The organism is Streptomyces sp. NPDC058812, from assembly GCF_042744565.1.
Lineage (GTDB): Bacteria > Actinomycetota > Actinomycetes > Streptomycetales > Streptomycetaceae > Streptomyces > Streptomyces thinghirensis.
The window spans coordinates 369833-388816 of sequence record NZ_JBHYOB010000008.1 but is presented as its reverse complement, the minus strand read 5'-3'; the positions used below and the strand labels follow the sequence as shown (position 1 = coordinate 388816).

At 71.0% G+C, this 18984-nt stretch carries 14 protein-coding genes; 7 read left to right on the top strand and 7 right to left on the bottom strand.

Annotated features, from left to right (window positions below; translation table 11 throughout):
- Positions 1–37: 37 nt before the first annotated feature.
- Positions 38–1756 carry an acyl-CoA dehydrogenase family protein gene (locus tag ACFW48_RS19730; protein WP_386316266.1) on the top strand — a complete coding sequence of 573 codons (1719 nt, stop codon included), beginning with the start codon at positions 38–40 and terminating at the stop codon, positions 1754–1756.
- A gap of 85 nt (positions 1757–1841) precedes the next feature.
- Here ACFW48_RS19730 and ACFW48_RS19725 read toward each other — a convergent pair whose 3' ends face one another.
- Positions 1842–4319 carry an SCO7613 C-terminal domain-containing membrane protein gene (locus ACFW48_RS19725; protein WP_386316264.1) on the bottom strand — a complete coding sequence of 826 codons (2478 nt, stop codon included), beginning with the start codon at positions 4317–4319 and terminating at the stop codon, positions 1842–1844.
- Between the two features lie 203 nt (positions 4320–4522).
- On the opposite strand from ACFW48_RS19725, the gene ACFW48_RS19720 reads away from it, so the two are divergent.
- On the top strand, positions 4523–5368 hold the full coding sequence (locus ACFW48_RS19720; RefSeq protein WP_386316262.1) for an endonuclease/exonuclease/phosphatase family protein: 846 nt from the start codon (positions 4523–4525) through the stop codon (positions 5366–5368).
- 101 nt (positions 5369–5469) lie between these two features.
- On the opposite strand, the gene ACFW48_RS19715 is transcribed toward ACFW48_RS19720, so the two are convergent.
- Together ACFW48_RS19715 and ACFW48_RS19710 are read right to left on the bottom strand one after the other, a co-directional pair.
- Positions 5470–5676 (bottom strand): hypothetical protein, encoded by a 207-nt coding sequence (locus ACFW48_RS19715; protein WP_386316260.1) that lies wholly within the window; start codon positions 5674–5676, stop codon positions 5470–5472.
- Positions 5677–5853: 177 nt separating this feature from the next.
- On the bottom strand, positions 5854–6777 hold the full coding sequence (locus tag ACFW48_RS19710) for a MerR family transcriptional regulator (protein WP_386316316.1): 924 nt from the start codon (positions 6775–6777) through the stop codon (positions 5854–5856).
- A 558-nt stretch (positions 6778–7335) separates the two neighbouring features.
- Here ACFW48_RS19710 and ACFW48_RS19705 point away from each other — a divergent pair.
- Complete coding sequence (locus ACFW48_RS19705; RefSeq protein WP_386316258.1) at positions 7336–8880, top strand: fused MFS/spermidine synthase; 1545 nt, start codon at positions 7336–7338, stop codon at positions 8878–8880.
- 173 nt (positions 8881–9053) lie between these two features.
- Positions 9054–9308 carry a DUF6892 domain-containing protein gene (locus ACFW48_RS19700; RefSeq protein ID WP_386316256.1) on the top strand — a complete coding sequence of 85 codons (255 nt, stop codon included), beginning with the start codon at positions 9054–9056 and terminating at the stop codon, positions 9306–9308.
- A 681-nt stretch (positions 9309–9989) separates the two neighbouring features.
- Here ACFW48_RS19700 and cydC read toward each other — a convergent pair.
- The 4 genes from cydC to ACFW48_RS19680 all read right to left on the bottom strand — a co-directional run bounded on the left by cydC (position 9990) and on the right by ACFW48_RS19680 (position 15920).
- Positions 9990–11750 carry a thiol reductant ABC exporter subunit CydC gene (gene cydC / locus ACFW48_RS19695; RefSeq protein ID WP_386316254.1) on the bottom strand — a complete coding sequence of 587 codons (1761 nt, stop codon included), beginning with the start codon at positions 11748–11750 and terminating at the stop codon, positions 9990–9992.
- Positions 11747–13447, bottom strand: coding sequence for a thiol reductant ABC exporter subunit CydD (gene cydD / locus ACFW48_RS19690; RefSeq protein ID WP_386316252.1), 1701 nt, complete (start codon positions 13445–13447; stop codon positions 11747–11749). The genes cydC and cydD overlap by 4 nt, the downstream gene beginning before the upstream one ends.
- A gap of 24 nt (positions 13448–13471) precedes the next feature.
- The gene (locus tag ACFW48_RS19685; protein ID WP_386316250.1) at positions 13472–14542 is read right to left on the bottom strand and encodes a cytochrome d ubiquinol oxidase subunit II; all 1071 of its coding nucleotides are present in this window, start codon (positions 14540–14542) and stop codon (positions 13472–13474) included.
- A gap of 76 nt (positions 14543–14618) precedes the next feature.
- Positions 14619–15920 (bottom strand): cytochrome ubiquinol oxidase subunit I, encoded by a 1302-nt coding sequence (locus tag ACFW48_RS19680; protein WP_386316248.1) that lies wholly within the window; start codon positions 15918–15920, stop codon positions 14619–14621.
- Positions 15921–16116: 196 nt separating this feature from the next.
- Between ACFW48_RS19680 and ACFW48_RS19675 the strand changes: the two genes are divergently transcribed.
- From ACFW48_RS19675 to ACFW48_RS19665, 3 genes are all read left to right on the top strand, one after another.
- Positions 16117–17046, top strand: coding sequence for a LysR family transcriptional regulator (locus ACFW48_RS19675; RefSeq protein WP_386316247.1), 930 nt, complete (start codon positions 16117–16119; stop codon positions 17044–17046).
- Positions 17047–17285: 239 nt separating this feature from the next.
- Positions 17286–17609: a 2Fe-2S iron-sulfur cluster-binding protein gene (locus ACFW48_RS19670; RefSeq protein WP_386316245.1), complete on the top strand. Its 324-nt coding sequence runs from the start codon at positions 17286–17288 to the stop codon at positions 17607–17609.
- Positions 17609–18850 (top strand): NAD(P)/FAD-dependent oxidoreductase, encoded by a 1242-nt coding sequence (locus ACFW48_RS19665; protein ID WP_386316243.1) that lies wholly within the window; start codon positions 17609–17611, stop codon positions 18848–18850. The genes ACFW48_RS19670 and ACFW48_RS19665 overlap by 1 nt, the downstream gene beginning before the upstream one ends.
- Positions 18851–18984: the final 134 nt, after the last annotated feature.

Genomic DNA, 18984 nt, shown 5'->3' with positions numbered 1-18984 from the left:
TGAACCCGTTCCACCCGATCTCCGGAAGGCACCCCTCATGGCCGACCAGCTCCTGTTCAACCCGCGCACGTACGACCCGGCGCACTTCGACCCGGAAACCCGCAGGCTGCTGCGTGCCACGGTCGACTGGTTCGAGGCGCGCGGCAAGCGCAGGCTGATCGAGGACTACCGCTCACGAGTGTGGCTGGAGGACTTCCTCGCATTCGCCGCGAAGGAGGGCCTCTTCGCCACCTTCCTGACCCCGGCGGCGGACGGCGACCGTCCGGACCAGCGTTGGGACACCGCCCGTATCGCCGCCCTCAACGAGATCCTCGGGTTCTACGGCCTCGACTACTGGTACGCCTGGCAGGTCACCATCCTCGGCCTCGGCCCGGTCTGGCAGAGCGACAACGCCGCCGCCCGTGCCCGAGCGGCCGAACTCCTCTCCCAGGGCGAGGTGTTCGCGTTCGGCCTCTCCGAGAAGAGCCACGGCGCCGACATCTACTCCACGGACATGCTGCTGGAGCCCGACGGGCAGGGCGGCTTCCGGGCGACCGGTTCCAAGTACTACATCGGCAACGGCAACGCCGCCGGGCTCGTGTCGGTGTTCGGCCGCCGCACCGACGTCGAGGGGCCGGAGGGCTACGTCTTCTTCGCCGCCGACAGCCGTCATCCCGCCTACCACCTGGTCAAGAACGTCGTCGACTCCTCCAAGTACGTCAGCGAGTTCCGGCTGGAGGACTACCCGGTCGGCCGCGAGGACGTCCTGCACACCGGGCGCGCCGCCTTCGACGCCGCCCTGAACACCGTCAACGTCGGCAAGTTCAACCTGTGCACCGCCTCGATCGGCATCTGCGAGCACGCCATGTACGAGGCCGTCACGCACGCCCACACCCGCATCCTGTACGGCCGTCCCGTGACCGCCTTCCCGCACGTCCGGCGCGAGCTGATCGACGCATACGTACGCCTGGCCGGCATGAAGCTGTTCAGCGACCGCGCCATCGACTACTTCCGCTCCGCCGGCCCGGACGACCGCCGGTACCTGCTCTTCAACCCGATGACCAAGATGAAGGTCACCACCGAGGGCGAGAAGGTCATCGACCTGATGTGGGACGTCATCGCGGCCAAGGGATTCGAGAAGGACAACTACTTCGCCCAGGCCGCGATCGAGATCCGGGGCCTGCCGAAGCTCGAGGGCACGGTGCATGTCAACCTGGCGCTGATCCTGAAGTTCATGCGCAACCACCTGCTGGACCCGGTCGACCACCCGTCGGTGCCGGCCCGTCTCGACGCGGCCGACGACACCTTCCTCTTCCGGCAGGGCCCGGCCCGCGGGCTCGGCTCCATCCGGTTCCACGACTGGCGGGCCGCCTTCGACACCTACGCCGGGGTGCCGAACGTGGCCCGGTTCCGGGAGCAGGCCGATGCCCTGTGCACGTTCGTCACCACCGCGGCACCCGACGAGCGGCAGAGCCGCGACCTGGATCTGCTCCTCGCTGTCGGCCAGTTGTTCGCCCTGGTCGTACACGGTCAGCTGATCCTCGAACAGGCCGAGCTGACCGACCTGGACGAGGATGTCCTCGACGAGCTGTTCTCCGTCCTCGTCCGTGACTTCTCGAACCATGCCGTCGAGCTCCACGGCAAGGACTCGGCCACGGAGGTCCAGCAGAGCTGGGCCCTCGACGCCGTCCGGCGACCCGTCGTCGACGAGGCCCGGTCGGCCCGCGTCTGGGAGCGTGTCGAGGCGCTGTCCGGCGCCTACGAGATGGCCCCGTAGCAGGATCCGGTCCCGGCATCGGCCCGCGGAGCCGGTGCCGGGAGCCGCCGGCGCGTCCGCGGAGACGCCGACGGTCTCAGGCGGCCTAGTGGAACCGCCCGAACACCTCCCGTACGCGCTGTGCGTCGCGCAGGCGCTGCTCGTAAGTGGCGCCGACCGCGAGCAATACCAGACCGGCCAGTGCGGGAGGCGCCCACCGGGGGAGCAGCCCGACGACCTGGGCGACGTGCGGGGCGAGCTCGTGCAGTGCCACCAGGGCGAGCACGACCCCGCCGAGGACCAGCGGTGCTTTGAGCCGGTTGCCCCCTCCCACCAGGGTGGCCGCCAGCGCCGCGGTACCGAGCAGCAGGGGCCGGAGCCAGTGCGGGTCGCCCCACGCCGCCAAGAGGCTCGGCACCGCGGTGACGGCCAGGCCGGCACCGTACGCCGTCCAGGAGGAGAGGGCCGGGTCACGGCGGCGCCCGAGGAAACCGAGAACGAGTGCGGGCACGGTCACCGGCAGGGTGTAAGCCTCCGGCGTGGTGACGTCCCAGGCCGCCCATCGCACCCATGTGGCCAGCAGGAAGAACACGGCGGCCACATGGGCGACCGGCCGCCGCTCTGGTCGCAGCGCGGTCCCGGCAGCGATGACCCCGCCGAGCGAGAGCACCAGAGCCAGCGTCGGCGGATCGGTCGCGGCGAGAACGAGGGCGAGCAGCCCCGCCGCCGCGCCCGCCGCTTCGACCGGCACGGTCGTGGAGGAGCCGACCGGTCGTGCCGCAACGAGGGCCGCGACGGCGGGCACGACGAGAACCAGCAGCGCCGTGTGGTGCGGCTGCAAGCCGATGGACGCGCCGATCGCGCAGGCCAGGGCCGTGGCGTGAACGAGAGCGGCGGGCGCCGCGTACGGACCGGTCCCCGGGCGCGGACCCGCGGCGCCGAACAGGAGGGTCAACACCACGAGCACACCGATCGTCACCGACTCGGACGCCAGCGAGACGAGAGCGAGGGCGACGGAGGTCACCAGGGCCAGCACCATGGCCGTGAGGGTCAGTGGCGACGCTCCGTCAGTCGCACGGCGGGCCCACTCCGCACAGCCCAGCGCGCCCACGACCACGGCGCCCTGCGCCACCAGGCCCGCGCCGTAGGGCAGTTCGAGCACGAGCGGAAGTACGAGCATCGCCGCCCAGCCCAGGACGAGCGCCCCCACCGCGGCCGCGGGCCGTCGTCCCCCACCGCGCCGGGCCACCACCGCCAGCACGCCCGCCACGACGGTGAGCACGAGCGGCACGGTGGCCGCGTGCGGGGGCCAGGGCACGTCCGTGAACACGGCGGCTCGGATGTCCCGCGGCACACCGGACCAGGGCCGCCCCACACCGGCCACCGGACCGAGGAGTGTCCCGGCGACCAGCGGCACCGCCCACACCACCGCGAGACCCTGGACGGCCAGAGAAGCGAGCACAAGCCCCCTGCGCGATGTCCGGGGAAGCGGCGTCCGGACAGCCGCCAGCAGGGCGACACCGCAGACCAGGCACCCCGGCACAGTCCACGCTCCGGGCAGCGACACCCGGATCACCCCGCCCGTTCCGGCAGCCAGGCACAGCCCCGCCGTCAGCGCCGCGCCCACAGCGACGTCCGGCTTCGGGACGAACCGGGCCGCCACCAGGGCGATCGCCGCGGCGAGGGCCAGCAGCGCAGCCGACCGCGCGGCGGTGCCCGGGGCGGAAGCGCACCAGGTGAGCAGAACGGCCGAGACAACCCCCACGGCCCCCGCACCGAGCGAGCCGACGACTGCGACAATCCGCACCGGTACCGATCCCGTCCGCAGTGCGACGGCGGCTCCGGCCGCCGCGGTCACCAGCAGCCCGGCCGTGAGCGTGGGCGGCCCGGCGCCGATGGCGAGGGCCCACAGAAGCAGGGGAAGGTGCGCGGTCGCCGTGGCCAGGGGGAGGGGCAGACGGAGCACGAGCCGTGCCGCCTTCTGATCCGTGCCCTCATCGCCCGGGGTGTCCGTCGCAGCCATCGAGCCCACGCCCAGGCCGTAGGCGGCCCACGCTCCCGCCAGGACGGCCGACGCGGCGGCCGTGTACGTCAGGACGCCCGTGCCGGTGAACACCACCTGGTACAGCGCGTAGGCGTCGAGCACGGTGAGGGCGAGCCCCAGGCCGGCGACGGCCTCGGCCGTCGATGCCAGCCCTCGGCGCAGGAGCGTCACCGGCGCACCCAGTGTCCCCACGGTCACGGCGCCGAGCACCAGCGAACGTCCGGCGATCCCCAGATGGCCCCAGCCGACCAAGGTGAACGCGACCCCGGCGACCGTCAGCAGGACTCCGCCGAGGACAAGGAGCACGTTCTGCGCGCCGGACGCGGTGGCCTCCGGCCGGTGGGCGACGGCGGAGCCCCGGCCCGGCCATACCGGAGGCCCGGCGCCGCCGTCCTGGCCGCCCCGGGACGCGGCTGCCGCGCGCAACGTGTGGATCAGCCACGCGCGTCGCTGCAGCAGGACGGCCCGGCGGGCGTCGAGGCGCCACAACTCGGCGTCGAGGAGCCGCAGTTCCTCGGCCGGGGGCGGAAGGTTCGTCATGCTTCGGAGTGTGCTCCCCGTCACCCCGCCGGGCATGAGCGCGCGTACTCACTTCCTACTCAGGTACTGCCGGTACTGCCCGCGTCACGGAACACCGGCCGCACCGTCGGCAACTCACGCCCCGGCCTGGGGCGCGGAGGCTCCTCCCCGTAACCTCGTGCGTGAAGACGTCGAACGCTCCGCGCGTCGACACAGAGGAGGCGATGGTGCTCGCACGTGGCACACGGTTGCTCGTGGGTGCCATGACCGTCCTCTGCGTGATCCTCATCGGCTCCAGCGCCCCCGGCGGCCCCCACTCCGGCCGGGCGGCCCCCGTGGACCCGGTCCGGGACGTCGTGCCGAACCGCGTCATGACCTGGAACCTGTGCAACCCCTGCGAAGCGAGCAACGTCCACCGGGCAGCGGAGATCGCCGTCTTCGCGCCCCAGGTCATCGGCGTACAGGAAGCATGCGTCCGCGACGTCGAGGCCATCCGGGAATACCTGCGGAACCTCCACGGGCTCGTCTACCGCGTCGAGTACGGAATGGTTCTGCACAAACGCAGCCGCTGCGGCGGAACGCCGTGGAACCCGGGAGCGTTCGGCCAGGCGATCCTCTCCGCGGCGCCCATGACCGACCACGTCAGCGTGGAATACCCCGAGGGCGGCTCCGAGGACCGCGGCTACATGGCGGTCACCACCACGGTGGGCGGCCGGGACGTCCGGGTCTTCAACACGCACCTCGCCCAACGCCGGCAGGAGTCCGTCCGGGCGGAGCAGACCCGCGTACTCGCCACCGAAGTCGCCCGCCACCAGCGCGCCGTCGTCCTCGGCGACTTCAACGCGGGGCCGGACGCTCCCGAACTCTCGCGCATCTGGGCACTGGCCGTCGACGCGGACCCCCAGTGCCGTCCCACGCGCACCGCCGCCGGTGCCTGCCGGGCGACCACCGACTGGCAGAGCAAGTTCGACTACGTCTTCCTGCGCGGCCTCACCCCCGTCGAACACCGCGTGCACCCCTCCCGGTACTCCGACCACCACCAGCTGTACACCGACCTGGACCCCACATAGCGCTACGCAGGACGCCGGCCGGTTCCGAGCGCGCCAAGCAGCCCTTCGCCGACCTCCGCCAGTACGCCGAAGCGGGCGCCAAGCGCATCCCGGGCAGCCATTCACCGGTGTTGGAGCTGATCGGCCAGTTCGCCCTGAAGAAGCGGTGTTTCCAGTACGTCGACGTCGACGACGAGGGAGACCCCGCCGACCGCACCTGGGTCCACGTCAACGGCATCCGCGGGCGACGCGCCGACCACGCTCGCGCGCTCCGGCGCGTGCACCGGTCGTTCGGAGAACATCACCCTATGCCTCCCGCTGTGCTTCATTCACAGCTCCATCGGCTCCTCCACCGTCAGCCCCGACACGCCGTTCCACGAATTGGAGGGGGCACGGCCGTGTTGCCGGACCAAGCGTCGGGCGGCCTGCGAGCTGCACTACGACGGCGCGACCAAAGTGCCGCTGGAGTTCGGCCGCCGCTGGTGGGAGTTCGACGAGGCGGGCGCCTAGAGCGTGTTTTGGGTAGCGGGTGAGTCTTGGGCGGAGAGTTCTTCGGCCAGTTCCATACAGCGCAGGCGGGCTGGGGAGAAGTCGTAGGGCATCTTGCCGGTGGCTTCGAACACGCTCATGGAGTCAGCCTCCCGCCTGCCAGAGCTGAGGTCGGCCTCGCCCTCGCCGTCATCGGCGGTGGCGGGGTGCAAAGTGTCCCAGGCGTCGAAGAGGTCATCGTCGTCCTTACCCAGGCCGGACTCCTCGATGACGGCGAGCAGGGCGCTTTCGAAGGCGTGCCGCTCGGCGGCCACTTGAGCCACCCGTGGATCATCGACGGCGACGCTGTCATCGAGTGCCTCCTCGGCGTCGTCGATGCGGTCGGAACGCTCCCGCAGAGTGGGACGCGTGGCCAGGACGACGAAGCGGGTGGCCTGGACGGCCGCGCCGAGTGGGCCGAAGATCCGCTCAGTGACCAGCAGACTGTCCAGGTCCGCCTGACGCAGGGAGCCCTCGGGGAGGCCCTTGAGGCGTTCGGTGACGAAGTCGGAGAGAAGGCCCATCCGGCTGCCTTCGGTGCGCATCCGCTGCACGGCGGTCCGTTGCCGCCGCAATTCCGCCTCCTGCTCGGCGAGGGTTTCCTCCAACCGCTCCAGGGTGCCCGCGATACCTTCGCCGCTGTCCGCACCGGCGGAAGCCGTGCCGGTGGTAAGGGCGTCACGGATGTCGTCCAGGGCGATCCCGGCATCGGCCATCTTGCGGATCCACAGCAGGCGGATCATGTCCTCGTACCCGTAGCGGCGGCGGTCATCGCCGCCCCGCTCAGGCTCGGGGAGCAGCCCGATCTCGTGGTAATGGCGAATCGCCCGTGGCGTGCTGCCGGCGAAGGCCGCCGCGTCACCGATCTTGACCTGTCGGGGTGGCCTGAAAGACGAATGCATGAGCAGGGACCTTTCCTCAAAGCGTCGGTACGTAAGTCCACCGGACCACATGCCGCTACGGAAGGTGCAACCCCATACACACCGCTCCGCCCGATGCCGAGAAATGAGCCCTTCCTCCGTAACGACCGCAGGTCCGTCGTTTCCTGCTGTGGCATCCGCACGACGGCAGGCTGGGGGTTCACAGCCACCCTCGCCCCACATCTTGATCATCAGCATGCGGGGCGTGCACAGGAAGCCGAACCCAGAACACGGCTTAGGGCGCGTGTCGCCCGCGGGTGCGGCCGCTTCGTCGGGTCCACCGGTCGAGGGCGTGGTGGCCGATGCGCCGCCGCCGTAGAGACGCCCCGGACGAGGAGGGATGCCAACTGGGCTCCCGACGGTCATCCGCGTCCCCGGTATGAGCCGATCAGCGTGGCCGGCGCTCACACCGAAGCGAACGCGGTGACCACTCGACCAGTTCCCGGCCCGGGCGCTCACGACCGACAACGACGCTCCGCAGCGGAGTGGGAGATGACGGCCTTCTCTCAACCCCTGCCCGTGTTCGCGCCGCATGCGAGGATGTCGCCCGTGACCGGATCGTCTTCCGCGCCGCTCGCCGAGGGCACGCCTGACAGCGGCGGCCTAGGTTCCCGTGCGGCTGCTGCGCTCGTCTTCGGGTCCTCCGCCGCAGTCCTGGTGGTCGAGATCGTCGCTCTGCGGCTGCTGGCCCCCTATCTCGGCCTCACCCTCGAGACCAGCACCATGGTGATCGGCATCGCCCTCACCGCGATCGCTCTCGGCTCCTGGTTGGGCGGGCGCGTAGCCGACCAGGTCAATCCACGTCGGCTTCTGGGCCCCTCGCTCGGGGTGTCGGGAGCGGTCGTCGCGCTGACCCCTGCCGTGCTCCGCACCACCGCGGAGTGGGCACCAGCGATGCTCCTGCTGATCGCGGCGCTGACTGTCCTCCTGCCGGGCGCGCTGCTCTCCGCGGTGACGCCCGTGGTGACCAAACTGCGCCTCACCAGCATCGCCGAGATCGGAACGGTTGTCGGACGGCTGTCCGGCGTCGGTACCGTCGGCGCCATCTTCGGCACTGTCCTCACCGGCTTCGTCCTTATTTCGCGATGGCCGGTCAGCGGCATCCTCATCGGCCTCGGAATACTGCTGGTGGTCGGCTCGGCGCTGGTTGAGTGGCGCATGCGCGGGTGGATCAGCACTCCTGCCCTCATACTCGTGGTCGCCGCCGGCGGCCTCGCCGGCAGCGTGGCGCCCGGTGCCTGCGACACGGAGACCAGGTACCACTGCGCACGGGTCGTGGCGGATCCTGACCGGGTCGGCGGCCGCACACTCGTCCTGGACGGTTTGCGGCACTCGTACGTCGACATCGACGACCCGACCTTCCTGAAGTTCAAGTACGTGCGCGCCATCGCCTCGGTGGTCGACACCGCCTACCCCGGAGGAGAGTCACTCACCGCTCACCATCTGGGCGGCGGCGGGCTCACCTTGCCCCGCTACCTCGCGGCGACGCGTTCCGGGACGCACAGTGTGGTGTCCGAGATCGACAGCGGGGTCGTGCGCATCAACCATGACCAACTCGGTCTGACGCCGCAGGCCGGTATCGACGTACGCACGGAGGACGGCAGGCTCGGCCTGCGACGACTGGCCACGAACAGTCGTGACCTCGTCGTCGGCGACGCCTTCGGGGGTGTCAGCGTCCCGTGGCACCTCACCACGGTGGAAGCGATGACCGACGTACGCAGGGTGCTCGACGAGGACGGCCTGTACGTCGCCAATCTCATCGATCATGGCGCTCTGGGGTTCGCACGCGCCGAAGTGGCCACCCTGGCCGAGACCTTCGAACATGTCGTCCTCATCGGTGAACCCGGCGACATCGGCCTCAGCCGGACCACGACATCGAAGGGCGGCAACATGGTGGTGCTCGCCTCCGACCGGCAGGTCGACCTACGCGCGACCCAGGAAGCGCTTGATGCCCGGCGAACCGGCTGGAGGATCGCCTCCGGCGACGACCTCACCTCCTGGATCGGCGACGCCCGGTTGCTCACCGACGACTACGCACCCGTCGACCAACTCCTCCAGCCCTACGGCCCACCGAACAGTCAATGACCGGGCGCACGTCCGGCCCGCCCCGACCTCGCGAGGCAGCCGCCGTGGTCATCCCGGCTCCGGCCAGTACGACGGCGGAAGCGCGGTCCTGGCGTCCGTCTATGTTGTGCGCATGACCACATTCAAGGACTTCAATTTCAAGCTCATCGTCGTCGAGCAGCTGGTGTTCATCGATGAGACGCTCACGCCTCGAGTCACTGGAGATCAGCGACGAACTCCTGGCCGACGTCGAGGAGCTGTGCATGGACGGCGGTAACCAGGTGTACCAGGAGTGCGCCCCGGTGTGGGACGGCGAGGACGACCTGTTCGACGTGACCTCCCTCGACGACCTCGTGCTACTTCCCGATCTCCGACGTGTGCTCGGCTCCGAGTTCCTGGGCCCGGAGTTGCTGAACGTCCTCAGCGCCCGCGGCATAGTCGCCGACTAGCGTGTGAACGAGCGGTTTCGACACCGGCCTTCTGGGGCGCGCTCGGGTCCCCCGGTCCTCGATCGGATTCTCGAAGGTGGACGTTGTTCAGCCCTGCGGGCCGGGTGTCTGGACAACTCGTTCGGCGCTTGAGTCGTGGAGGCAACCGCTCCGGTCGTGGGAGCCCGGCTGTTACCGGCTCTAGCGCGTCCTGACGCCGCACCGTCGCACGGGGACCCGTCGCACAGAGCAACGATCACGCCGAGTCCGTCCTCGGGTCTCGGCTCCGACTCCGCCGGCGTCGAGCCGGCCGCCTCTACACGAGGCGGAGGGCCTTCATGCCGCGATCGGATCCCGAGCAGCGTTGCACGAGGAGGCACTCCCGAGGAACAGCGGGTCTGGCGCTCGCACTTGCCGTCTGCCTGCTCGGCGCCGGGTGCTCGAACGGGCAGACCGAGCCACGGTCCTCGTCCGCGCCGGCCGTCTCCGCCGTGCCGCAACCGGGCAAATACCCCCAGGCCCGGCTGGCGTCGCGGCCGGATCGCTTGGTCGGCACCACGACCATTCCGGAACGCGGAACATCACAGGACTGAACGTGTCCTGCGGGGGCGTCGGTCGTCGTCGCCGCCTTGACCCGTCTGCGCTGAGAGCCGGCGGGACGCGGCACGGGATCGGCCTGCTCTCGCCGGCCACCTTCGTGCATCAGCCCTTCACCGGCCTCGCGAACAGGGAGGCGTCTGTTTGCGCCTCACGGTCTTCGGGGCCGGAGTTCGTCGCCCCCAGCCGTTGCGGAGAAGAATGATCAAAGGCCTGCACCCCCGGGTCGTGGGTGACCAGGAGCGTGGTGCGACCGCGGGTGGCGTCGAGGATGTCGGCCATTACGGCTGCGGCGGTGTCGGGGTCGAGGCCTTCGGTGGGCTCGTCCAGGACGAGGACGAGCGGGTCGGCGAGCAGCGCGCGGGCCAGCAACAGGCGACTGCGCTGGCCGCCGGACATGGCGGCGCCGTCCTCGCCGAGGAGGGTGTCCCAGCCGTCGGGCAGCGACTGGACCCACTCCAGGAGCCGGGCCCTGCGCACTGCCTCGCGCAGGTCGGTGTCGGTGGCGTCGGGGCGGGCCAGGAGCAGGTTGGCGCGGATCGTGGTGTGGAAGACATGGGCGTCCTGGGTCATCCCGGTGATGACGCGGCGGGCGTCGCTGCCCGCGACCTCGCGCAGTTCGCGTCCGGCGACCAGGATGCTCCCGGCCTCGTAGTCGACGAACCGCATGAGCACCGCGATCAGGGTCGACTTTCCGGAGCCGCTGGCGCCGTGCAGCACGGTGAGGCGGCCGGGCGGCAGTCGCAGGTCCACCCCGTCCAGGGCCGGTGGACCGTCCGGGTGGTGGCGTACTCGCAGGCCGGTGATGTCCACGCCGATCGGCCCGTCGGCGGGCAGCGGGACCGCGGTGGCCGGCTCGGTGACCGGGGCCGGGGTGTCGAAGAGATCGGCCAGTCTGCGGGCGGAGACTCGCACGTCGGCGAACCGGCGGGCGGCGGCCGGCAGCGGCGCGAGAGCCTCGAAGGAGACGAGCGCGAGGACCACGAGAACGGTGAGGTGCACGGCGGGCAGTTCACCGGCCGCGTGGGCGTGCAGCGCGAGCCAGGTGACGCCGAGCGTCGCCGTGCCCTGAAGCAACAGCACCACGGCGGAGGCGAGCGAGGCGGTCAGGGCACTCCGGCGCTCCAGCGCGGCGATCCGTGAGGCGGCGCGTCGGGCCCGCTGCTCGGTACGGCCGCGGGCGCCGTACGCGGCGAGGTCCGCCGCTCCCCGGGTCAGATCCAGCGCGAGCGACGTGAACGCGGCACGCGCCTCCTTCTCCGCGAGGCCCGTGCGGTGGGAGACCGTCAGCACCAGGGCGGGTACGAGGAGCCCCGCCACGACGAGCAGCAGACCGAGCAGCACACCCGCCTGGGGAAGCAGGGCCGCGGTCGTCCCGGTGGCCGCGATGGCGACCGCGCAGGCGGCCGACGCCGGGATCAGGACCCGGAGGAGCAGGTCCTGAGCGGCGTCGACGTCGTCGACGAGGCGGGTCAGCAGGTCACCGCTGCGGAAAGCGGGGACACCGGCCGGGGCCAGCGGCATCAACGCCTCGTACACCCGGGTACGGAAGCCCGCGACCGCCCGCAGCACGCCGTCGTGCCCCAGGAGCCGGTCGCCGTAGCGCAGCGCTCCACGCCCCAGGGCCAGGGCGCGTACGGCGACGATCGCGACGCTCACCGCGGTGAGCGGGGGCTGCTGCGCGGCGCGGGTGATCAGCCAGGCGGCGGTGGCCATCAGCGCGGCGGCGGCCAACTCGCTGCCGGCCGAGGCGAGCGCGGCGAGCAGCAGTCTGCGCCAGTAGGGAAGGAGGTGGTGCAGGAGCCGGAGGGTGGGGCGAGGCCGGCCCGGCCGGACGGGAACCGCGAGTCGGCCGTGGGCGGTCATGAGGCCACCAGCCCTTCCACGGGCCCCGGTCGGGAGAGGACGAGGCGGCCGGCTCGCACCGTGACGACCCGGTCGACGTGCGGCAGCAGGCTCGTGCGGTGAGCGACCACGATCGAGGTCCGCCCCCGCATGAGGCGGACCGTGGCGCGGCTGACGACGGCCTCGCTGTCGGGGTCGAGGTGAGCGGTCGGTTCGTCGAGGAACAGTATGGGGGCGTTCTTGCAGAACGCGCGGGCCAGAGCGATACGTTGGCGCTGCCCCGCCGAGAGCCCGGCACCATGTTCGCCGAGCGGGGTTTCGTATGCCTTCGGCAGCGCCTCGATGAAGCCGTCGGCGAAGGCGGCGCGGGCCGCCCGCCGCACCTCGGAGTCGCTCGCGTCGGGCCGCCCGAGGCGGATGTTGTCCGCGATGGACGCCGCGAACAGATGCGGGCGCTGGGGCACCCAGGCCACCTGGGCGCGCCAGTCGTCGGGGTCGAGGTGCGCGAGGTCTGTGCCGTCGACCGTGACCCGGCCGGATTCGGAGGTCACGAGGCCGAGGAGCAGTCCCAGGAGCGTGGACTTGCCCGCGCCGCTCGGGCCGACGAGGGCGAGATGTTCACCGGGGCGGACGGTGAGGGAGACGCCGGAGAGCGCTGGCTGGGTGCGGCCCGGATAGCGGACGGTGACGTCGTCGAGGTGCAGGACGCCCGTACGGGCGTCGGGCACCGGCGGGTGCGGGGCAGGACACCGCGCGGGCCTGTCCTGGTCCTCTCCGTCGTCGAGGAGCGCGAAGACCCGCTCGGCCACCGCGATGGCCTCGGCGCTGTCGTGGAAGGCGGCGCCCGCCGCGCGCAGTGGCAGATACGCCTCGGGAGCGAGGAACAGGACGACCAGGGCTGTGCGCAGGTCCACTTCGCCGGCGAGCAGCCGCAGCCCCACCGGGACGGCCACCAACGCCACCGAGAGGGTGGCGACCGTCTCCAGAACGAAGGAGGACAGGAACGCCACGCGCAGCGTGCGCATGGTGGCCCGCCGGTGAGCGTCCGCCATGTCGCCGACCACCCGCGCCTGGTGCCGTTCGCGGCCGAACGCGCGCAGCGTCGCCAAGCCCGACACCACGTCCAGGAAGTGACCGCCGAGCCGTGCCAGCAACTGCCACTGTCGGGCGGTGCGCCGGGCGGTGTGCATGCCGACCAGAGCGCCGAACACGGGAATCAGCGGCAGCGTCACGAGGACGATCAGCGCTGACGACCAGTCGGTCCACAACAGCCAGGTGACGACCGTGACGGGCACCACCGCGGTGGCCGCCATCGTGGGCAGGTAGCCGACGACGTAGGAGTCCATCGCGTCGAGACCGCGGGTGAGGAGCGTCGCGGTCTCGCCGTGCCGGTGGGATACGAGCCGCACGGGGCTCGCATGCCGGAGCCGACCGGTGATCCGTTCGCGCAGGGCGAGCTTGGCGTCGGCCGCTGCGCGCTGCGCGAGCACTCCGCGAGCCCAGGTCAACAGGGCGCGCAGTGCCAGGACGACCCCCAGCGCGGCCAGCGGCGCGATGGACAGCGGGTGCCCGGTGAAGCCGTCCGCGAGGAGCACCGCCAGAAGGCTCGCCTGGGCGACGACGACCCCCGCGCCGAGCAGGGCCAGCGCCCCGGAAGACCTCATATGGCGCCTCAGTGCGGGCAGTTCCCGCATCAGACGGCGTTCGACCGGCTTCATCCTTGGCTCCTCTCCTCGTACGACTCAGAAGTAGCTGGGGTGGCGGCGGCCGGTCCGTCCCCGGAAGGCCCACCAGCTCCACGCCTGGTACGCCACGATCACCGGGACCACCAGGACCCCGAACGCGCTCAGGATCTTCAGCGTCGCGTCGTCCGTGACCGCGTGGTCGACGTCGAGGCCCGCGCCGGCGGAGCTGATCAGGAGGTACGGGTAGTGGCCGGCCCCCACGAGCAGCACGGGCAGCGCGGTCGCGCAGCAGGTCGCCGCGAATGCCAGGACGTCTCGCCCGCTGGAGAAGAACCACAGGGCGGCGGCGAGCGACGCCGCGAACCCGAGCGTGATGATCGCCGAGGTCACGCGATTGGTCATCGAGGCGCCCGCGCCGAACAGTGTGAGCAGCAGCGCGAGCAGCGCCGTCGCTCCGCTGGCGCCCAGCAGTCGGGCGCCCACCCGCCTGGCTCTCACGACGGTTTCCGGTTCCGCGCGCAGGGCGACGAAGCCCGCGCCGTGTGCCGCGAAGAGCAGAGCCGTTGTCGCGCCGCAGGCCAGCACGAACGGCGTGAACACGTCGCCCGGACCGATGTGGAAGCTCCCGTCGGCCCGGCGGGGCACGCCGTGCAGCAGCAGGCCGAGAACGAGCCCCCAGCACACGGCGGGCAACGCGCCGCCGAACACGATCAGGTCGCCCCACGCCCGGCGGCCGCGAGCGGTCCGGGCACGGCCGCGCAGCTGAAGGGCCGCGTTGCCCACGACCAGGCCGGCGAGGATCGCCACGATCAGCGGATACAGACCGGACAGCAGGGTGCCCTCGAGATGCGGGAAGGCACCGAACATCACGCCCGCGACGGCGACCAGCCAGACCTCGTTGCCCAGGAAGAACGGCGCGATGGCGTCGAGGGCGGCGTTCCGGCCGGTCCACCCGGTCCACCCGGTCCACCCGGTCCGCCCGGTCTCCTCGGTCCGTCCGGCTTTTTGATCTCCTCGGCCGCCGAGGACGGGGTGCAGCATCTGTGCGCCGTAGTCGTATCCGCCGAGTACGAAGTACCCCGCGAGGAGCAGGCCGAGGAGGGCCAGCCAGGCGGTTTCCAAGCTCATCTCGCTCAACTTTCCATCGTGGTCGGGGCGTTTCCCGCCGGTGCGTGGCAAGGGCCGCCGCTCCGGCCAGGTCGACTCAGAAGACCGGGACCCGCTGTGGGTCGCCGGAGCCGTCTCCCGGTTCCACGGGCAGGGCCTCGGGGAGCGGCTCGGTGACGCCGAGCTGGGTGGCGTCCGGGCCGCGGACGGCGAAGCGGGTGATCAGGGTCCAGTTCGTCACTGCCAGCGCCAGGAAGATGGCGATGAACAGGGTGCAGGAAACCACCAGTGAGGCCCTGCTGACCCGCGAAAGCGCGTCGTCCACCGTCAACTGTCCGTAGACGATCCAGGGTTGCCGCCCGACCTCGCGGACGACCCAGCCGCCCACCGCGGCGACGAAGGGCAGCGGGATCATCGCGGTCATCAGGTAGGCCAACGGACGTCGGCGCACCAGCCAGTCCCGCCACAGCAGGATGACGGCGATCAAGGTGATGGTGGAGACGGTGTTGCCGATGATCGTCATGATGTCCATCGACAGGCGCACCCACTCCTGCGGCGGGACGTAGTCGCCAGGGCCGTGCAGTTCGACGAGCTGCCGCTGCAACTCCGCGACACCCTCGTTCTCCAGGACGGCCGCCTTCATGGGCTGCGTGCGTTCGATCACCGGGACCTGCATGTCACCGACGACGACGACGAAGAAGGAGGCGAACATGGCCACCCACACCCCCAGCCGCAGGGAGCTGCGGAACAGGTCGGGCTCCTTGGTGCCCCGGGCGAAGTGCCAGGTGCTGATTCCGGCGACGAGAACGCCGCCCGTCGTCAGCGCGGCGAGGGTGATGTGTCCCAGGGCGACCAGTGCGCTGGGGTTGGTGAGGAGCGCCCCGAAGTCGGTCAAGTAGGCCACGCCGTCCCGGACTTCGTAGCCGACGGGATGTTGCATGAAGCCGTTGGCAATCATGATCCAGTACCCGGAGGCGTACGCGGTGAGGGTCACCAGCCAGATGAGCGTGACATGCACACCCTTGCGCAGCCGGCCCCACCCGAAGATCCACATACCGAGGAAGGTGGACTCGGCGAAAAATGCGATGAGCGTCTCGAGGGCCAGCGGGGCGCCGAAGACGTTGCCCGCGAACTTGCTCAAGCCGCTCCAGCTGAGTCCGAACTGGAACTCCATGACGAGGCCGGTGACGATGCCGACCGCGTAGTTGATGACGTAGAGCTGGCCCCAGAACCGGGTCATGCGCTCCCTGACCGCCCTCACGACGGGATCGCGGGTGAACGCGGCCCGGGTGTGCATGACCGCCACGAGGGGGACGAGCCCCATGGTGAGGAGCACGAACAGCCAGTGGATGCCGGTGGTGGCCGCGAACTGGAGTCGGGCCAGATCCGCAGCGCTCATGATGCGACCTTCCTGTGAGGGACGAGGGCAGGGTGAATGGTCAGGCGGGGCCCCGCATCGCGTACAGGCACCGGGCGCCGTTGCCCGTCACCTGTGCGGTGACCCCGCTGAAGACCGTAGAGAGAAGTGCTTATGCATTTCCAAGACCACTTTCGCCATGCGATGATGCCTCCGAAGGCATGAGTGAAGGTGGGTCGTGGATCTTCTGCAGCTGCGCTACTTCCAGACCGTCGCCCGATACGAGCACATCAGCCGCGCCGCGGAGGAGCTGCGCGTCGCCCAGCCCTCGGTCAGCCGCACCATCGCGCGCTTGGAGGCCGAACTCGGCTCTCCGCTCTTCGACCGAAAGGGCCGCCGCATCCGGCTCAACCAGTACGGCGCACTGTTCCTGCGCCATGTCGACCGCGCCCTGAGCGAACTCGACGACGGCCGCAGGGCCGTCCGTGAGGCCCGCGACCTGGGACTCGGCCAGGTTCGGGTGGCCTCGGAGACGCTGCTGACGATCACGTCGCTCCTCGGCAGCTTCCGGGCCTCCTACCCCCGCGCCGACGTCCGGCTCTACCAGTCGAACGCCGAGGAGATGGACCGCCAACTCCGCTCCGGTGAGGTCGACTTCTGCGTCGCCTCGCAGCAGCTGACCGGCCCGGACCTGGAGTCGATCGAGCTTGCCCGCGAAGAGGTGCTGCTCGCGGTCCCGTGCGGGCACTGGCTCGACGGGCGTGAGAGCGTGACGATCCGCGAGATCGCCGACGAGCCCTTCGTCACCACGCGGCCGGGTCACTGGCAACGCGCCCTCCTCGACCGGCTGTTCGCGGCCGAGGGGATCACGCCGCTGCTGTCCTGCGAGAGCGACGAACCGGGCGTCAGCCAGGACATGATCAGCGTCGGCCTCGGCATCGGCCTCATCCCGGCGGTGTCCCGCCAAGCCGGTACGGAGACGCGTGTCCCGGTCGCCTGGGTGCATCTGGACGCGCCCCACTGCCGGCGGGTGCTCACCCTCGTGTGGAACCGGGACGCCTACCTGTCCGAAGCGGCGCAGCGCCTGCGGGAGTTCATCACCAGCCGTCCCTTCATGACCCACCGTCTGCCCCGCCTGCCTCGCGATCGCGCACACGACCCGTCCTGACGGACCGACCGGCGGCCGGCTCTGGCGCGCCGGGAACTCTCCTGGTACGTTCCATCGCGCCGCCGTAACCCTGGCCGAGGACGTCGCGGCGTCCGAACGGCCAGTGCGTGATGGTGAGTCGGTAAGGGTGTCGCGTCCCCGACCGACCATCCGGCAGCGCATCCCACTGATCACCACTTGACCGGCGTTCGAGCCGGAGCGCGCTCGCGCGCGGCCGGACGTCATCGAGGAGTTCCGCCATGCCAAAAATCACCTATGTCGCCGTCGACGGTTCCGAGCGGACGGTCGACGTCCCCGTCGGCACGAGCGTCATGCGCGGCGCGGTCTTCAACGACGTCGACGGCATCGTCGCCCAGTGCGGCGGCAACCTGCAGTGCGCCACCTGCCACGTCTACGTGGACGAGGACTTCCTCGACCGGCTGGAGACGGCGCAGGCCGCCGAGGACGACATGCTCGACTTCACCGCCTGCGACCGCCGGCCCAACAGCCGGCTGAGTTGCCGGCTCAAGGTGACCGACACCATGGAGGGCCTGGTCGTCCACCTTCCCGAACGGCAGAACTGATGACGGACCGAGCGCGGCCCGCGTCCGTCGTCGTCGTGGGGGCAGGACAGGGCGGTTACCAAACGGCGGCTTCCCTGCGCGAGTACGGATACCGGGGACGCGTCACGCTCATCAGCGCCGAGGACGCGCTGCCGTACGAACGGCCGCCGTTGTCCAAGGCGTACCTCACGGGCGGGTCGGACAGCGCCCAGTTGTGGCTGCGGCCCGTGACGTACTACGTACGCCAGTCGATCGACCTGGTCCAGGGCACCGTGACGGAGATCGACCCGGCCGCCCGGACGGTCCGCCTGGCCGACGGCACCGCGTACGCGTACGGCCACCTGGTGCTGGCCACCGGGGCCCGGCCGCGGATGCTCGACGTGCCGGGGATCGGGCTGCGCGGTGTGCACACCTTGCGGACCGAACGGGATGCCGCGGCACTGCGGAGATCCCTCGAAGCGGTCCGGCACGTCGTGGTGATCGGGGCCGGGTTCATCGGCCTCGAGTTCGCCGCCGCGGCGCGCATGTCGGGCTGCGAGGTGACAGTCGTCGAGGCACGGGACCGCCCACTGGCCCGGGTCGTCTCGGCCCGGACCGCCGAGTGCTTCACACGGCTGCACCACCAGCGAGGCACCCGGTTCCTGTTCGGCCGGGTCGTCGCGGCACTGCGGGGGGACGGCCGGGGACAGGTGACGGCGGTCGAACTGGACGGCGCCGACGTGCTGCCGGCGGATCTGGTCCTGGTCGGTGTCGGGGTCAGTCCGTGCACGGACCTGGCCACTTCGGCCGGCCTCCCGGTGGGCGACGGCATCATCGCCGATTCCAGCCTGCTGACCGCGGATCCGCACATCTCCGCCATCGGTGACTGCGCGGCATTTCCGCAGGTGCACTCAGGGAACCTGTTGCGGCTGGAATCCGTGCAGAACGCCGTCGGTCACGCCGAGTCGGTCGCCGCACGGCTGACCGGGGCGGCCGGCCCCTATGACCGACTGCCGTGGTTCTGGAGCGACCAGTTCTCGACGACCGTGCAGATCGCGGGAGTCGATGAGGGACACGACACCGAGGTGGTGCTCGGTGACGACCCCGACGCGTTCTCCGTACTCCTCTTCGGAGGGCGGACGCTGCTCGCGGTCGAGTCCGTGAACCGTCCCACCGATCACCTGGCGGCCCGGCGACTTCTGGGGAGGCGAGTCAGGCTGACACCGGAGGACGCCGCGGCCAAGGGGTTCTCGCTCAAGGAGCACCTCGCCCGCCACGGTTGAGGGCCGCGGTCCCGTTGGCTGAGGACGACGCCGACAGCCAGCGGGACCGCGCCTACGCCCGGCAGACGGACCTCGGGTGTGCGGGCGGCTTGACGGCCGCCGCGGACAACCGCGGCCGGGGCGTGGGCCAGTGG

Coding starts and splice junctions, on each gene's coding strand:
- ACFW48_RS19730 (WP_386316266.1), top strand. CDS start 38: ATGGCCGACCAGCTCCTGTTCAACCCGCGCACGTACGACCCGGCGCAC.
- ACFW48_RS19725 (WP_386316264.1), bottom strand. CDS start 4,319: ATGACGAACCTTCCGCCCCCGGCCGAGGAACTGCGGCTCCTCGACGCC.
- ACFW48_RS19720 (WP_386316262.1), top strand. CDS start 4,523: ATGGTGCTCGCACGTGGCACACGGTTGCTCGTGGGTGCCATGACCGTC.
- ACFW48_RS19715 (WP_386316260.1), bottom strand. CDS start 5,676: ATGAAGCACAGCGGGAGGCATAGGGTGATGTTCTCCGAACGACCGGTG.
- ACFW48_RS19710 (WP_386316316.1), bottom strand. CDS start 6,777: ATGCATTCGTCTTTCAGGCCACCCCGACAGGTCAAGATCGGTGACGCG.
- ACFW48_RS19705 (WP_386316258.1), top strand. CDS start 7,336: ATGTCGCCCGTGACCGGATCGTCTTCCGCGCCGCTCGCCGAGGGCACG.
- ACFW48_RS19700 (WP_386316256.1), top strand. CDS start 9,054: ATGAGACGCTCACGCCTCGAGTCACTGGAGATCAGCGACGAACTCCTG.
- cydC (WP_386316254.1), bottom strand. CDS start 11,750: ATGACCGCCCACGGCCGACTCGCGGTTCCCGTCCGGCCGGGCCGGCCT.
- cydD (WP_386316252.1), bottom strand. CDS start 13,447: ATGAAGCCGGTCGAACGCCGTCTGATGCGGGAACTGCCCGCACTGAGG.
- ACFW48_RS19685 (WP_386316250.1), bottom strand. CDS start 14,542: ATGAGCTTGGAAACCGCCTGGCTGGCCCTCCTCGGCCTGCTCCTCGCG.
- ACFW48_RS19680 (WP_386316248.1), bottom strand. CDS start 15,920: ATGAGCGCTGCGGATCTGGCCCGACTCCAGTTCGCGGCCACCACCGGC.
- ACFW48_RS19670 (WP_386316245.1), top strand. CDS start 17,286: ATGCCAAAAATCACCTATGTCGCCGTCGACGGTTCCGAGCGGACGGTC.
- ACFW48_RS19665 (WP_386316243.1), top strand. CDS start 17,609: ATGACGGACCGAGCGCGGCCCGCGTCCGTCGTCGTCGTGGGGGCAGGA.